This window comes from Ornithinibacillus proteolyticus (assembly GCF_039581225.1).
In the GTDB taxonomy this organism is placed as follows: domain Bacteria; phylum Bacillota; class Bacilli; order Bacillales; family Amphibacillaceae; genus Ornithinibacillus; species Ornithinibacillus massiliensis.
The window spans coordinates 221,159-237,704 of record NZ_JBCPXV010000001.1; the positions used below are offsets into that span (position 1 = coordinate 221,159).

The 16,546-nt window shown below is 36.0% G+C and carries 17 protein-coding genes and 1 other annotated feature; all 17 genes read right to left on the bottom strand.

Features of this window, described 5'->3' with window-relative positions:
* Nucleotides 1-58: 58 nt before the first annotated feature.
* Nucleotides 59-598: a bifunctional pyr operon transcriptional regulator/uracil phosphoribosyltransferase PyrR gene (pyrR, locus tag AAIB49_RS01120; RefSeq protein ID WP_339217989.1), complete on the bottom strand. Its 540-nt coding sequence runs from the start codon at nt 596-598 to the stop codon at nt 59-61.
* Between the two features lie 171 nt (nt 599-769).
* Nucleotides 770-1,675 carry an RluA family pseudouridine synthase gene (locus AAIB49_RS01125; protein WP_339215405.1) on the bottom strand — a complete coding sequence of 302 codons (906 nt, stop codon included), beginning with the start codon at nt 1,673-1,675 and terminating at the stop codon, nt 770-772.
* Complete coding sequence (lspA, locus tag AAIB49_RS01130) at nt 1,672-2,142, bottom strand: signal peptidase II (RefSeq protein ID WP_339215407.1); 471 nt, start codon at nt 2,140-2,142, stop codon at nt 1,672-1,674. The genes AAIB49_RS01125 and lspA overlap by 4 nt, the downstream gene beginning before the upstream one ends.
* A gap of 254 nt (nt 2,143-2,396) precedes the next feature.
* The gene (gene ileS / locus AAIB49_RS01135; RefSeq protein ID WP_339215408.1) at nt 2,397-5,153 is read right to left on the bottom strand and encodes an isoleucine--tRNA ligase; all 2,757 of its coding nucleotides are present in this window, start codon (nt 5,151-5,153) and stop codon (nt 2,397-2,399) included.
* Nucleotides 5,154-5,315: 162 nt separating this feature from the next.
* Nucleotides 5,316-5,543 (bottom strand) — a binding site (T-box leader).
* 58 nt (nt 5,544-5,601) lie between these two features.
* Nucleotides 5,602-6,105 carry a DivIVA domain-containing protein gene (locus AAIB49_RS01140; RefSeq protein ID WP_186868602.1) on the bottom strand — a complete coding sequence of 168 codons (504 nt, stop codon included), beginning with the start codon at nt 6,103-6,105 and terminating at the stop codon, nt 5,602-5,604.
* A gap of 164 nt (nt 6,106-6,269) precedes the next feature.
* The gene (locus AAIB49_RS01145) at nt 6,270-7,049 is read right to left on the bottom strand and encodes a YlmH family RNA-binding protein (protein ID WP_339215410.1); all 780 of its coding nucleotides are present in this window, start codon (nt 7,047-7,049) and stop codon (nt 6,270-6,272) included.
* Nucleotides 7,050-7,059: 10 nt separating this feature from the next.
* Nucleotides 7,060-7,344, bottom strand: a complete 285-nt coding sequence (locus tag AAIB49_RS01150; RefSeq protein ID WP_339215412.1) for a YggT family protein — start codon at nt 7,342-7,344, stop codon at nt 7,060-7,062.
* An 8-nt stretch (nt 7,345-7,352) separates the two neighbouring features.
* The gene (locus tag AAIB49_RS01155) at nt 7,353-7,775 is read right to left on the bottom strand and encodes a cell division protein SepF (RefSeq protein WP_339215414.1); all 423 of its coding nucleotides are present in this window, start codon (nt 7,773-7,775) and stop codon (nt 7,353-7,355) included.
* Nucleotides 7,776-7,785: 10 nt separating this feature from the next.
* Entirely contained in the window at nt 7,786-8,463 is a 678-nt protein-coding gene (locus AAIB49_RS01160; protein WP_339215415.1) for a YggS family pyridoxal phosphate-dependent enzyme, read from the bottom strand.
* A gap of 24 nt (nt 8,464-8,487) precedes the next feature.
* Nucleotides 8,488-9,297: a peptidoglycan editing factor PgeF gene (gene pgeF, locus AAIB49_RS01165; protein ID WP_343456957.1), complete on the bottom strand. Its 810-nt coding sequence runs from the start codon at nt 9,295-9,297 to the stop codon at nt 8,488-8,490.
* 24 nt (nt 9,298-9,321) lie between these two features.
* Nucleotides 9,322-9,579, bottom strand: coding sequence for a YlmC/YmxH family sporulation protein (locus tag AAIB49_RS01170; protein ID WP_339217773.1), 258 nt, complete (start codon nt 9,577-9,579; stop codon nt 9,322-9,324).
* A 313-nt stretch (nt 9,580-9,892) separates the two neighbouring features.
* On the bottom strand, nt 9,893-10,672 hold the full coding sequence (sigG, locus tag AAIB49_RS01175; protein ID WP_186868596.1) for an RNA polymerase sporulation sigma factor SigG: 780 nt from the start codon (nt 10,670-10,672) through the stop codon (nt 9,893-9,895).
* 120 nt (nt 10,673-10,792) lie between these two features.
* Nucleotides 10,793-11,512 (bottom strand): RNA polymerase sporulation sigma factor SigE, encoded by a 720-nt coding sequence (gene sigE / locus AAIB49_RS01180; protein ID WP_339215419.1) that lies wholly within the window; start codon nt 11,510-11,512, stop codon nt 10,793-10,795.
* Between the two features lie 16 nt (nt 11,513-11,528).
* The gene (gene spoIIGA / locus AAIB49_RS01185; protein WP_343456958.1) at nt 11,529-12,449 is read right to left on the bottom strand and encodes a sigma-E processing peptidase SpoIIGA; all 921 of its coding nucleotides are present in this window, start codon (nt 12,447-12,449) and stop codon (nt 11,529-11,531) included.
* Between the two features lie 573 nt (nt 12,450-13,022).
* Nucleotides 13,023-14,150 carry a cell division protein FtsZ gene (gene ftsZ, locus AAIB49_RS01190; protein WP_339215423.1) on the bottom strand — a complete coding sequence of 376 codons (1,128 nt, stop codon included), beginning with the start codon at nt 14,148-14,150 and terminating at the stop codon, nt 13,023-13,025.
* A 66-nt stretch (nt 14,151-14,216) separates the two neighbouring features.
* Nucleotides 14,217-15,506 (bottom strand): cell division protein FtsA, encoded by a 1,290-nt coding sequence (gene ftsA, locus AAIB49_RS01195; RefSeq protein WP_339215424.1) that lies wholly within the window; start codon nt 15,504-15,506, stop codon nt 14,217-14,219.
* Nucleotides 15,507-15,716: 210 nt separating this feature from the next.
* Complete coding sequence (locus AAIB49_RS01200) at nt 15,717-16,508, bottom strand: cell division protein FtsQ/DivIB (RefSeq protein WP_339215426.1); 792 nt, start codon at nt 16,506-16,508, stop codon at nt 15,717-15,719.
* Nucleotides 16,509-16,546 lie beyond the last annotated feature (38 nt).

Sequence of the window (16,546 nt, forward strand, 5' to 3'; positions counted from 1 at the left end):
ACGTAATCAAAGCAACCTTGTAAACCTCTCTGGATTTAATTAAAGGTCCTTTCATTATTTATTTTTCATAAATAGATACTAAATCTGTTTGGTCCGTTTCATTAAGTCGGACTACTATAATCTCCTTCTCTGATGTTGGTATATTTTTCCCTACATAATCTGCACGTATTGGTAGCTCACGATGCCCTCTATCCACTAAGACTGCCAGCTGTATTTGTGACGGTCTGCCAATATCCATTACAGCATCCATGGCTGCTCTAACCGTTCTCCCAGTATATAAGACGTCATCGATTAAGATAACCTTTTTATTCGTAATATTATCTGGCAAATCGGTTTTGCGTATTTCTGGTTCATTTGAATCTATAGCCTTTGCTAGGTCGTCACGATATAATGTTATATCTAGTTCCCCAATTGGCAAGGTTAACCCTTCAATTCTTTTAATCTTTTCTTGTATTCTTTTTGCCAGTGGTACACCTCTCGTTTTAATCCCAACGATAACAAGGTCTTCTCCACCTTTATTTTTTTCAAGGATTTCATGGGCAATTCGGGTAAGTGCTCGGTTTATTGCCTGCTCGTCTAGTATTTCGGTTTTTTTAATCATATGTGTTGCGCCCTCCTAAATAAAAACCCCCTTTTTTCCATAAGGAAAAAAGGGGGAGTGATTACAAGTATCCCGTAAAAGTCGTTCCCTTTTTAGCCTCTCTGGACTGAAAATTTAAAGGTTCCTATTCATTTGTTTCATTATTTCAGAATTAACTCTTTCTGTCAACTACATTAATTCTAAATTAGTTAGTAATTCTTTAAAATAGGCAGGTGGCTCTACTTCAAATTCTAGCCATTCCCCTGTAGTAGGATGTGTAAACCCTATTAGTCTTGCATGTAATGCTTGACCATTTGTATCCAAAGTTTTTCTAGGTCCATATTTTGGATCACCTACAAGCGGAAATCCAATATACCGCATATGAACACGAATTTGATGTGTTCTACCTGTTTCTAATTGACATTCAATATGTGTAAATTCATTAAAACGGTTTAGCACTTGAAAATGAGTGACTGCGGGCTTCCCATTTTCTACCACGCCCATTTTTTGACGATCTTTCGGATCCCTTCCTATTGGCGCATCAACCATTCCTGTATCATGATTAATGATACCGTGAACAACCGCTTCATATTTTCGTTTCACATCTTTATTCGATAATTGTTCAGATAAACTAGTGTGAGCTTTGTCATTTTTAGCAACGAGCAATAAGCCACTAGTATCTTTATCAATACGATGAACAATTCCCGGACGCTCTACCCCATTAATTCCAGATAGATCCTTACAATGATATAGCAAACCATTCACCAATGTGCCAGATTGATGCCCTGCCGATGGATGGACGACCATTCCTTTTGGTTTATTAACCACTAATACATCCCTATCTTCATAAACAATCTCTAAAGGAATGTTCTCAGCTTCAATATCTAATGACTCCACCTCAGGAATTCTCCAAGTAATAACATCCCCTACTTGACACTTATAATTAGCCTTCACTACCTCATCGTTCACCATAACAAGCTCTTTCGTAATCCATCCTTGAACCCGTGAACGAGATTCATCAGGGTTTATATCGGCTAATAATTTATCGATTCGCATTTTATTTTGAGTTTCTGTAACAACATGTTGTAATGTCATTTATTTGTTCCTTTCTGCTTTTTCTCATCCAATATTGTAGCAATTATCACGAATATAACACCGACTGTCAGTGCAGAATCCGCAATATTGAAAATCGGGAAATCATATCCAAAAATTACAAAGTCGAAAAAGTCTACCACTTCTTGATGGAATAAACGATCAATAAAATTACCAATAGCACCACCTAAAATTAAGCCTAAAGCGATACCAAACAATTTACTATCTTTTCCAAATTTATGTAGATAGTAAATGATTCCGATGATTACAATTATCGTTATAATATAAAAGAACCACATTTTACCTTCTAATATTCCCCAAGCTGCACCACTATTTCGATGCGAGGTTAACGAAAAGAATCCATCTATAATTGATATTTGCTCATATAATTCCATATTTTTTACTACTAAGTACTTGGTAAATTGGTCTACTGCTATGACGAATACTGCTAAAATATAGTACCGATACATTCAGGTTACCCCTCCATATTGACTACTTCACTCTATTATTTGTATATAAATCCTTAGTTAATCTTATACTGTATCCAGTAAAAATTCAATGATTTATCCATCATCACTCTGTTTAACTATCGCAAACTATACGGATGAAAGAAACCCGAACTAATTCATTGATATCAAGCGAATTAGTTCGGGTTATTCTAGATTGATTACGCTATGTGCTTCATGTTATTTTGTGCCAGTCACATGTTCTTCCATTCAAACACTTAAGCGGAATAGTGTTCTTCTACAACATCGGCACAGCGGGAGCAAAGTGTCCGATGTTTTTCATTTTGTCCTACTGTATCTGAAGCAACCCAGCAGCGTTCACATTTTTCAGCCGGATGTTTTTCAACAAGCACATCGACATAACGGTATTCAGCCGCTGCCTCTGACTGTTCCTTAACAACAGCCTCTGAAACGATTAGAAGCTGATGAACATCATTAATTGAATTTAATACTGCCTTTGTTTCTTCATCTCTTGGAACAACCGTAATCTTAGCCTCTAAAGACTTACCAATTACTTTTTCATTACGTGCCTCTTCAAGTGCTTTTAGTACATCATCACGGATGGCCATGAAATGATTCCACTTGTTCTCCAGACCATGAAATCCTTCGATTTCTCTTGGTTCTGGAATATCTGTCAATTGAGGGCTCTCTTCTCTAACCCCCGGAATATATTCCCATACCTCATCAGCAGTATGTGGAATGATCGGTGTTAACAATTGTACCAAGGTGGTTAAGATTTCATAATACCCCGTTTGAATACTACGACGACGATGATTATCTGCCGCTTCAATATAAAGAATATCCTTAGCAAAATCTAAATAGAAGGAGCTTAGATCATCCGCAACGAAGTTATGGATACGATGGAAAATAGGAGAAAACTCATATTTCTCATAGCTTTCCCGTACTTCTTTTACTAACTGTTGCAAACGATGTAGCATGTAACGATCTACTTCTTCCATTTCTGCTTCCGGTACACGATCTGTTTCTGGATTATAGTCAGCTAAATTCGCTAACATAAATCGGAACGTGTTTCGAATTTTACGGTAAGCCTCAGAAGTTTGTTTTAGAATGTCATCTGAAATACGGACATCTGCTTGATAATCAACCGATGCCACCCATAGACGTAAAATATCTGCACCTAGCTGCTTTAATACTTTACTTGGCATGATAACATTTCCAAGTGATTTACTCATCTTACGACCATTACCGTCTAACACAAAGCCATGGCTAATAACGTTTTTATATGGTGCTTTACCTGTAACAGCTACTGCCGTTGATAAAGAAGAGTTAAACCAACCACGATATTGGTCACTACCTTCTAAATAAACATCAGCTGGTCTTGTATGATCTTCTCTATTTAATAGTACTCCTGCATGTGAAGAGCCAGAGTCAAACCAAACGTCCATAATATCGGTTTCTTTCGTAAATTCACCGTTTGGACTATGCTCAGAAGTAAATCCTTCTGGTAATAAATCTTTCGCTTCTCTTTCAAACCAAATATTAGAACCATGCTCTGCAAATAATTTCGATACATGTTCAATTGTTTCATCTGTAATAATCGCTGTTCCATCCTCACCATAAAACACCGGAATTGGAACTCCCCAAGCACGTTGACGAGAAATACACCAGTCCTCACGGTCACGAACCATATTGTATAGTCTTGTCTCTCCCCATGCTGGATACCAATTAACTTGTTTGATTTCCTCTAAGATATCTTCACGGAAATCTTTGATTGAAGCAAACCACTGTGCCGTTGCACGGAAAATGGTTGGTTTTTTAGTTCTCCAGTCATGTGGGTAGGAGTGCGTAATAAAGGAAAGTTTTAATAAAGCACCAACTTCATCTAACTTTTCAGTAATTACTTTATTTGCATCGTCATAGAACATACCTTCAAATCCAGGTGCTTCACTAGTAAACACCCCTTTATAATCCACTGGACAGAAAGCCTCTATGCCATATGCCTTCGAAACATAAAAGTCATCTTCCCCATGGCCAGGAGCTGTATGAACACAACCTGTACCAGCATCAGTCGTAACATGCTCACCAAGCATGACAAGAGATTCACGGGAGTAGAATGGATGTTTTGCTGTTACACGCTCTAATTCTCTTCCTTTAAAGCTTTTCACTACTTGTGGATTTTCCCACTCTAGTTCTGTTTTTAGAGATTCAAGTAGTGCTTCTGCCACAACAAATTTGTCATTATGAACTTTAACTAACACATAGTTGATATCGGGATGGACACTGATACCTAGATTAGCTGGAATTGTCCATGGAGTTGTTGTCCAGATGACAATTTTATCTCCAGAATCCAGAACTCCTTTTCCATCTTCTACATCAAACGCAACATAAATAGAAGCAGAGCGTTTATCATAATACTCAATCTCAGCCTCAGCAAGCGCTGATTCAGATGAAGGAGACCAATATACTGGTTTTAGTCCTTTATAGATATATCCTTTTTTAGCCATTTCACCGAATACTTTAATTTGTGCCGCTTCATAATCTTTCGTTAATGTTATATATGGATTATCCCAATCACCACGTACGCCGAGCTCTTTAAATTGTGAACGTTGACTATCGACTTGGGTTAATGCATATTCTGCACATAGCTGTCTGAATTCTGCTACAGATAGCTCTTTACGTTTCACTTTTTTATTCTTCGTTAATGCCGTTTCAATCGGCAGACCATGTGTATCCCATCCTGGAATATAAGGTGCATGGTAACCTGACATGGACTTATACCGTGTAATGAAATCTTTTAAGATTTTATTTAATGCATGACCAATATGAATATCACCGTTCGCATATGGTGGACCATCGTGCAGGATAAATGTTGGTCTACCTTTTGTTCTTTCCACTGATTTTTCGTATAGGTTCATTTCCTCCCATTTTTCACGACGTAATGGTTCTTTGTTTGGTAGATTCCCACGCATTGGAAATTCTGTTTTTGGCATCAGTAATGTTTCTTTATAGTCCACTGATTAGACCTCCTTATGTTTTAACTGTACATGATAAATATGTTTGGGCTATTTTTGGGTTTGTTGTATAGTTTCGCAGCTAGAACAGACATAAACTCCCTTAAATCAACCTAACTTTCCGAAAAAATACATCATTAAAATAAAAAAGCCTCTCTAATCCCAGAAAGGGACGAGAAGACTCGCGGTACCACCCTTATAAATTTAAAATGAAACCATTTTAAATTCACTCGATATTCGTAACGTGAACAAGACGTCCAATTTTACTTAATTTATTTCAAATTGGATACTCAAGAGTGATTTTCTAAAAACGTGCTGTACTAGGCTTTCACCAGACCCTAGCTCGCTTTAACAAGCAACTAGTTTTTATACTGTCTCTATCATCGTATTTGCTATTATTTTAACCTATTCGTGTAAGCATTATATGTAAATTTTAATAAAACGTCAAGGTTTAAGATTCATTATTAGCTAATTCCAAATCTTTACCAACCGCTTCCTCAAATAAATCTTCCCAATCATCTGATCCAATCATATCTAATTGAGCTTCCACAAGCATTCTTAAACGAGTGCGGAAAACTTTAGCTTGTTTCTTTAACTCTTCAACTTCCATTGAGATTTTGCGAGACTTACTTAGCGCATCGTTAATAATACGGTCAGCATTTTTCTCTGCCTCTTTAATGATTAGTTTCGACTCCTTTGAAGCATTCCCTTTTAATTCTTCAGCCGTTTCTTGAGCAATTAGGATTGATTTATTTAGTGTTTCTTCTATATTGGTGAAATGGCTTAGCTTTTCATTCATTTGTTCAATCTTTTCTTTTAATTCTTTTCTTTCTCTAATTACCATTTCATAATCCTTAATAACTTGATCTAAAAATTCATTTACTTCATCTTCATCATATCCACGAAAACTTCTCGTAAATTCTTTATTATGAATATCTAATGGTGTTAATGGCATAACGGCTACCTCCCTATGATTTTATAAAAATATTAGTCCATTTTCAGTATACCAGTATATTTCGACAAAAAATATGTATTTCCTGCAATTTATGCTTACATTTCTAGAAAAAAGTCAAAAAAGCAACTATTCGATATCATTATATATCAAATAGTCACTCTTTACTATACCTGTAATAATGCAGTTGTAACTTTTATTTTTTCCTTTTTGGTTTGCCCATTGACACCAACGAGCTTGCTTCTACCTTTTCCTCTGAGCGAAATCATATCGCCTTCTCTTAAAATGAATTTACTATCTTCTACCGTACGATAATTAACTTTAACTAATCCTTTATCAATAAGAGTCTGTGCCTCTTTACGGGATAGAGAATAAATCTCTTTTAAGATCGTATCTAATCTTAAGGAAGAAACTATTTTCTCTGAATGGGACCAAATAGGTTCTTGCTCAATTAAATCCGAAAGAGATGTTTCTTCGAAAGTAATTGTAGATTTCCTAATCATCGTCAAATTCATCTGGACATAAGCGGAAATATCTTTATCTAAAGCAAGCTGAACCTTGCCTTTACCAGCCAAAATATCTCCTACTTTTTTTCGTTTCATTCCTAATGATAAAAAGGCACCTAACACATCTCGATGAGTGAGCGAGACGAATTTTTCATGGTAGGTAGCCTGTAATAACGATATATTAAAGGAATCCTCGTTAATCTCTTCATAAAGAGGAGCAATAATCGCTCGTTTTCGCTCAGAATATGTTCCTCCACCAAAAAATAACAATTTCAACTCATCATTTGAGGTTCCAATTAACATTTCAATAATTTGTTGTTCCCTCGGGTCTAAAAAATCTGTCAATCGAGGTAAATAAGAGCGCTCCACTTGTTCCATCCATGATAAAACTTGATCAATGAAGCTATGCTCTTCTTTACGAAAATGTTGATATATATCCATCTACCAATAATCACCCAATTACCAATCGTACTAACATATCATAAACAGCCCATAGCCCGAATCCTGCTAACTGTAACACGATAATCGCCACAATAGGTGAAATATCGATCATTCCTAGTGGTGGGATAAACTTACGGAAAGGTTCTAAATATGGTTCATACAATTTCGAGAGTATTTCCCCAAATGATGATTCTCTTGCTCCGGGAAACCATGACATGAAAATATAAATAATTAATCCGAAACTATAAACACGCAATACATTAGACAAAATCAAAAATAACGTATATAACGACATAATCTACTTTACCATCCTTTATTGAATTCTTCTTCGAATGCTTCTGTGATAGAGCCAGAGACATCAACATTATCTGGTGCACAGAGGAATGTTTGTGAACCTAAACGTTGAATAACCCCGTTAACGGCATACACTGTCCCACTTAAGAAATCTATAATTCTCTTTGCCTCATAATGTTCAACCCGTTGTAAATTAATGACAACAGTTCGTTTATTGACAATATTATCTGCAATTTGCTGTGCTTCATCAAACGTTCTTGGTTCACAGAGTACTACTTTGGATGAACTCGTTTTAACACTTTGTAAGTTAATTACATTATTACTAGTAGCTGGAATTACGTTATTAGAGGAAGATGTAGCTACTTCTTCTTCCACGTATTCATATTCATCGTCCATAGCAAATAATGTCTTTAACTTGTTCTTAATACTCAAATTATCCACCTCACTTATTAGCCCCAACTAGCTTAGAACCGATTCGAATATGGGTTGCACCTTCCTCAATTGCAATACCATAATCATTACTCATTCCCATAGATAAATACTCACATGGAGCAAAAGGATAGTTTTTTTCTTTAATCATATCTCGTAAATTTCTAAGTTTACCAAATACTTGATGTAGTAGCTCCTTATCTTCCGTATGTGGAGCCATGGTCATTAACCCAACAATACGTATTTTAGTGTATTCAGAAATTTTCTCAACAAATCCCATTACATCATCCGGATGTAGCCCGTGCTTGGATTCCTCACCACTTACATTAACCTGGATAAAACAATTAACAGTAGATGAGGCACGCTTTTCAATTTCTTTTGCTAATGACAGTCTATCCAAAGAATGAAGATAATCTACCTTATTTATTACATCTTTTACTTTCCTTGTTTGTAGACTACCAATAAAATGCCATGTAGCATTGTCTTGTATTTGATCATACTTTTCTAAAAATCCTTCTTGACGATTTTCTCCAAGATCAGCTATTCCTGCTTCGATTGCTTCCATCGTTCTTTCTATTGTAACATATTTCGTTACAGCAATAATGGTAATCTCATTCGGATCTCGATTTACCTTATTACTAGCTTCATTGATTTTTGTTTTAATTTCTGCTAAGTTTTGTGCAACATCCATGATGACATATACTCCTCCTTACCACTAACCAGTAAAACCAATATATCCTAACATTCGACCGGTTTTTCCTTTATCCCGTCGATGTGAAAAAAACAAATTTTCATCCCGATACGTACAGTAAGATGTTACATCTATATTACTACGAAACACGCCAGCTTGTACAAGAATTTCGACATTTAATTGTTTTAAATCTAACAAATAGCGTTCATGACCTGTCTCGGTCAACACCACGTCATGAAACTTCTGTGGTATACGATCTTTCACATAGTTATCTACCTCGTAATTTTCAGTAGATATAGAAGGACCAATCGCTACACGTATATCTTTAGGAGCCGAACCGAGTTGGATAAATTTCATGATCGTTTTCTCAGCAATTCTAGCAACCGTTCCTTTCCAGCCTGCGTGGGCAATACCTACGTATTTCTTTACCGGATCAAAAAAGAATAGAGGTACACAATCGGCAAAAAAGGCTGTACATAGTATTCCTTTTTGATTACTAATCAATCCGTCTATTCCTGTTAAGGACGATTCTACAGTAGTTGCTCCTCTACCAGCATCCTCTGAATCAACAATATGTACTTCAGAATGATGGACCTGCTCTCCACTTACCCAGTTATCTAGTGGAATATGTAGGGATGTGGCTAGTCTTTTTCGATTTACAATTACGTCTTCCACATCATCAAAAACATGCAATCCCATATTGTTTGTATGAAATGGTTGCTTACTAACACCACCATGACGAGTTGTAAATCCGACGGTTAAGCTTGGTTCCATTTCCTTCCATTTATTTATATGAAGCAATGAATTTCCATCATATTGGAATATGTCTTGCAACGTAATTCCCCCTGCTAGAATAAATTATTCAAGATATAATTTAGCCCCGTCAACATCTTTTACTAAAATCACGTCAGAACCAATTGTGACGATTTGCTCCCAATATATCATTAATTCATCAGGTTTTCCAAAGAAACCTCCCTTTTTTTCGCGGTTATAAATAACCAAAGCAATTATTCTTCCACGATCAGGATCAATCTCTAGATCGGAAATATGTCCTAATCTTCTTCCGTCATTAATAACGATTAGTTCTTTTGCTTGCAAATCAGATAATGTAATCACCCGTTTCACCTACCCTTACTAGTGATATATATGCACTAGTCCAAGAGTTCATTCAGGGCTTAGCCAATGAAAAATTATTTACTCCGGCTAAGATTATATTACATGAAATAGAGGCTGGGGCAAAACTATTTCTAACATAGGATAAACCGAACATGAAAGTTAGCGCATCAAACCAGCCCCAGAAATATTCTACGCTTTTCCGCGGGCTGCTGATGAGCCTCCCACAGGAGTCTCCGTATATTTCCGGGGCTAATGTGGTGATTGTTCGTTTTTTATTACCTTTGTTTTCGTTTTGTCCTAGCCTCTTATATCACTATTCAAACATTTGTTTATTCATTTGACTAATTGCAGCTTTTTCCAATCTGGACACTTGTGCTTGGGAGATTCCGATTTCGTCGGCAACCTCCATTTGTGTTTTCCCTTGGAAGAAGCGTTTATTAAGTATCATTTTTTCTCGTTCATTTAGTTGATGCATTCCTTCCTTCAAGGAAAGCTTGTCTACCCAGGTATCATCCCTATCTTTATCATCACTAATTTGATCGACTACATATATCGGGTCGCCACCATCATTGTAAATTGGTTCAAATAGAGATACTGGATCTTGTATGGCATCCATTGCAAATACGACATCCGAATGTGGCACCCCCATTTCTTCAGCTATTTCAGCTGGAGTAGGTTCTTTTGACGTTTTATTAATTAATTTCTCACGTACCTGAAGTGCTTTATACGCAATATCTCGTAAAGAACGAGATACACGTATTGGATTATTGTCACGTAAATACCTACGAATTTCACCAATAATCATCGGTACGGCATAAGTAGAAAATCTCACATTATGACTTAAATCGAAATTATCAATTGATTTCATTAGTCCGATACAACCAACTTGAAACAGGTCATCTACATATTCACCACGATTATTAAATCGTTGGATTACGCTTAACACTAAGCGGAGATTCCCATTAACTAATTCTTCTCTTGCGTAGATATCTCCCTCTTGCATTTTAATAAAAAGTGCTCGCATTTCTTCGTTTGTTAAAACAGGTAGCTTAGATGTGTCTACACCGCATATTACTACTTTATGTCTAGTCATTCTGTACCCTCCCAGTTGGAGATGCTGTTCATGGACAGTATCTCCTAGGAAGGAAAAATTTATGCAGTGTGAATCATTGATTTAAAATATATCAACCCCATTAATTCTTGCTATATCAAGCTACACCATCTTATTAAATTCTTTTTTTAACCTACGAATAATCTTCTTCTCTAATCGAGAAATATAGGATTGAGAAATACCTAACATATCCGCTACATCTTTTTGTGTTTTTTCTTCCTCACCTACAAGACCAAATCTCAATTCCATTATTTGTTTTTCTCTAGCATTTAACTGTGATAAAGCATTTTGCAATAGATGCTTATCAACTTTTGTTTCTAAATTTTTCGTAATAACATCTTCCTCCGTGCCTAACACATCAGATAATAGCAGCTCATTCCCATCCCAATCTATATTCAATGGCTCATCAAAGGAAATTTCGGATTTAAGCTTATTGTTTCTTCTTAAATACATGAGAATCTCGTTCTCAATACAACGAGAAGCATATGTTGCAAGCTTTATCTTTTTTTCTGGATTAAACGTGTTAACTGCTTTAATTAGTCCAATGGTGCCTATACTAATTAAGTCCTCTATATTAATCCCCGTATTCTCAAATTTCCTTGCAATGTATACGACTAAACGAAGATTTCGTTCGATGAGTACAGATCTTGCTGAAGAATCTCCTTTGGTTAGTAACACTAATAATTCGCTTTCTTCTTCCTTAGATAACGGTGGAGGCAATGCTTCACTACCACCTATGTAATAAATTTCTTTTGGTTTAAAACCTAATTTAACTAATAACTTATACCACCAAACCCGAAATTTTAATTTTAATTTTTCCATTTGTATCGCTCCTTTTTTATGCTGAATGAATAGTTGCTAATTTTATTAGTTGCGGGTGTAATAAACAATGATAGCTTTTGTCATCTGTTAAATCAGAAAATTGGATGCCGATTAATAGTTTACTAGCAACAATTTGTTGTTCTCCATAGTAAATAGCTAGATTGTCAGGCTTTAATGCAAAGAGAAAATTACTTCTACCTTCCACACCGTGAAAAGGAACAACTTGCATATAACTAGCCCAGTTCACAGGGATATCTTCCATATTAAAATTCTCGTAGGCCTGCCTTAATTTGATCCAATCGTCGTGTTGAAACCATTGTTTTAAAAAAGACTCATCACAAATGACCACAGGCCTTTTCGTTAATGGATCGACTAATTGATTACCACTATCAATAAATCCAGTAGTTGTAAAGCTTTTATTATTAATCGTTAAGCAAACTTCATAGAGTTGATCATATCGAATCTTTTCTACCACGTGCTTGTCCATACGATTCTTTGTAAACCAAAGAGCAATCGGAAATCCAATAGCAACAAATAGCCAACTAACCGGATCACCATATCCATTACTAAATGATAAAAATCCTGAAGCCGAAAGAGCAATCGGGTTTTGTAATACATAATGTGCCGCGAACAGTCCTCCACCGATTGTGAACGTTACAAAATAAAACAATAAAAGCTGCTTCATCATTTGTTTTACAGATACAAAACGGAATGTAACTGCGATGATGAGAATAGAATAAAGTATCTTACCAAATACCGTAGAGATATATGCATTAGGAAAATAGAGTGTTATTGGTACAATGAAAGACGCAACAATGGCTCCTAAGACTAATCTCCCTTTAGGGGTATACACTCTGCTTAATGCTTGCGTTAACATCAAAAGCATTAAATCTAAAAGGAAATTCAACACCCAAACTGCGTCAAGGTAAATAGTCATACTATTCTTCCTTTCTAAGGCATGAAGAGAGTAGGTTGGTTATAACATTGAAGAGATTCACTCCTTACATTTGGTCTGAATCGGTTACGGAAAAAGCGTATATAATGGATTCATTGGTAAAATAACGTATTAGAAAAAACTCGCATTCTCATAATCACTAGCAATGCGTTAGATTTCTTTTACTAGTTGGGAAAATTATTCTTGCTTTCCTATCTGCTAAAAAGAAGTATAAACTAGTTATCAAGCGAAGTCTGTCAGTTCTTGTATGCAAAAATAAGCTAATTTCAACTAGTTATGTCGAGGGTCTTAGTCAATAATTCGTAATTTTAACATTCGGGGATATTTATGAGCGGAAACTTATGATGAATCGACGAGGTTAGTGGAATTACGGTGCAGCTTGTCATTGTATAGTAGCTACTTAGAGGGCAGACATATCGTTTCTATTGAAATACTAATGTCTAAATATCGACTCAACAAAAAAATCTCGTACCACCTATTCCGTGATACGAGATTTTTGATTATTGTCGTTTCAATTAAACTTCCCTTATAGAAAGTCTCTCTATTAAGAAATTCTTAGCGATTACGATTTCTATTACGTAAAAACGTTGGAATGTCTAACACATCTTCTTCTTGACGAGGACGTGCTTGTTGTGGTTGTTCTTTAGTTACTTCTTCATTCACTCTCGTTGCTGCATGCTGTGTTTGATTTACAGCAGGACGTTGTCTCGTTGGTTGTTCAGGTTTTTTGTTTTCATCAAATCCAGTCGCAATAACGGTAACAATAATCTCATCTTTAAGATCTTCATTTATTACGGATCCAAAGATAACGTTAACCTCTTCATCTGCAGCATTGGTTACGAGGTCCGCAGCTTCTTGTACTTCGTATAAACTTAAATTAGTACCACCAGTAATATTCATCAGGATACCATGTGCACCATCAATAGAAGTTTCTAATAATGGTGAAGAAATAGCTTTTTTAGCTGCTTCTGTCGCACGATTCTCACCAGTTGCAACACCAATACCCATTAATGCAGATCCTTTATTAAACATAATTGTTTTAACGTCAGCAAAGTCCACGTTAATAAGACCTGGTTTAGCAATTAAATCGGAAATACCTTGTACACCTTGACGAAGAACATTATCCGCTTCTCTAAATGCTTCTAACATCGGTGTGTTTTTATCCACAATTTCTAGTAATCGATCATTTGGAATAACAATTAATGTATCCACATTATTCTTTAATGCATCGATTCCAGAAACAGCTTGGTTCGATCTTCTTCGTCCTTCAAATGAAAATGGGCGAGTTACTACACCTACTGTTAAGGCACCTAAATCTTTAGCAATTTGTGCAATAACTGGCGCAGCACCAGTACCAGTTCCTCCACCCATACCAGCAGTTACAAAAATCATATCTGCACCTTGTAATACTTCTTCTAATTGTTCTTTGCTTTCTTCAGCAGCTTTTTTACCTACTTCCGGATTGGCACCTGCCCCAAGTCCTCTCGTAAGTTTGCCACCAATTTGTAATTTCGTTTCCGCTTTGGATAAATTTAATGCTTGTGCATCTGTATTAACAGCTATAAATTCAACACCTTCAACACCATGGTCAATCATTCGGTTTACAGCGTTATTTCCGCCTCCACCGACACCGATAACTTTAATCGTTGCTAATTGGTCAATACTTGTATCAAACTCTAACATTTTTCGTTCCTCCTAATATGCAAATTACAAGATTTCTAGAAGCTAATTTTAATGTGGGAACGCTGATTAATCGAAGAAATACTTAAATAAATTAGCAATTCCAGACTCTTTTTTATTGTTCTCTTTCGTTTTCGTTGTGGTAGTTTGAGTAGGTTGTTTTTTTGTCCGTTTCGGTTTTGGTTCTTCCATTGATACAGTAATTCCTGGGAATAATTCCTTCCCTTGAATCTTTGCATTATGATACGCAAACTGTAAAATCCCAACCCCTGCTGTAAATTGTGATTCACGAACTCCGATATAATCCGGGATTGCAATCCGAACATTTGCCTGAAAAACGTCTCCAGCCAGTTCTAGTGCCCCAGGCATTTTCATTGTACCGCCAGTTAGAACATAGCCACCTGGTAACTCATGATAACCCATTCTACGGATTTCTCGCTCTGCATACGCATAAATCTCTTCAAGTCTAGCTTCAATCATGTCAGCAATTTGAAGTTGATTAAAGGTCTGCTTCGCATTACTTCCAATAATCGATGCTTCAAACACTTCATCTTCTTGAGCATCATTATAAAAGGCATGACCATGATTTAGTTTAATGTCTTCAGCTTCTTCAGTCGTTGTTCTAAGACCTATAGACAAATCCTTTGTGATATTATCACCACCAAGTGGCACTACACTAGTGGAAGCAATATGGTCATTTTCAAATACAGAAACTGTTGTGCAGCCACCGCCGACATCGATCAATGCGACACCTAAGTTCTTTTCATCCCTAGAAAGTGCTACTTTACCTGCTGCAAGAGGTTGCAAGCAAATGTCTGCCACTTTTAAGTTGGCACGTTCCACACATTTTAGAATGTTATGTAATACGGTTTTTGAGCATGTAATAATGGTACCTTCCATTTCCAAGCGAACCCCAATCATCCCTCTTGGATCCGTAATTTCATCAAGTCCATCTACAATAAATTGCTTCGGAATGACGTCGATGATTTCCCGTTCAGGTGGAATAGAAATAACTTGAGCACCATCAATTACACGTTTAACATCCTCATTGGTAATTTCACGATTTTCACTTTGAACAGCCACTACACCATGACATGGTTGTAATTGTATGTGATTTCCAGTGATTCCAACTACTACACTTTCCACTTGCATTCCTACCATTCGTTCTGCTTGCTCTACTGCATTACGAATAGAATGAACTGTCTGATCGATATCTACAATAGCACCTTTTTTCATTCCGTTTGATTTTGCTGTACCAACACCAATAATGTTCAATGAATCATTTAAAACTTCACCAATAATTACTTTAATATTTGTTGTACCTATATCAAGACTGACCAGTATATCATTGTTGTTCAACAAAGGCACCTCCTATTTCAGAAGCATCAAAAAACGAAGTCTATTTCTTAATGCGATGTTTGTATCCATTTATTTGTGTTAACTATACTATAATCTATTATTTTAAAGGATTTTCTCTAAAAAAGAAATAAATATTGGATATTTCTCTTGAAAATCTATTGATTTTTAAGAAAATCTACCATCCATATCATAGAATCTTCCACAACTATGCTATTCGTCACCATCTGTTGAAATAATTTCTTCCTCCGTTATTTCTTGGTTAAATGGCTCAAAATAGGCACCTACACCGATATGGATAATTCCTTCGCTGCCTGGTTCAAGCTGAGATGCAATGGATGGATATACCTTCATCTTTTCTGAGAAATTTCGTATGGAGGACTGGACCATGAACCCATCAGTCATATAAAGTGTGATGTCGTTCTTATTCTTATCTGTAGGTGTCCAATGTATTTCAGAAATGATGTTTAAAATATTATTAGGTAGGTTACTCAATTCCTTCGACATTTCCACTAGCACATCTTCTTGTGAGAAGCTTAGTAGTAATGGGGCATCTCCTGATAAACGTTTTATTTTACTTTCTTCTAGAACGGTTCCATTCCCTAGAACTGGATAGAATTCATTTTCCTTTTTTATGTAACCAACTCGTTCATGTTCTATTAAATGAATTTCAACCGTCCAAGGTAGTTTCGTTTCTACTTCCGCATTCTTAATTAAGGGGTCGTTTTCAAGAGTTTGAATGATTTCCTCTTTATTTATTGTCCATATATTTGTACCCTTCGCGATACCACTTTGCTCAATCACCTCATCTTCTGGATAAAAAGAATTGCCAGTTACAATTATTGATTTCACATGGCTTAATGGTGACTGAAGATAGACAATGATAGCTATTAAGAAGAAAAAAATAGATAAGTAAAATATAAGGCGCCGGTTGGCCTTTTTTTTACGTGCTTGCTTCAACTTAGGTATACGATCCTCTATTGAAACAATCTTTTCTTTTTCCATTCCTATTCTTTCCTTTTTGTAAAATTAACACATGAAAA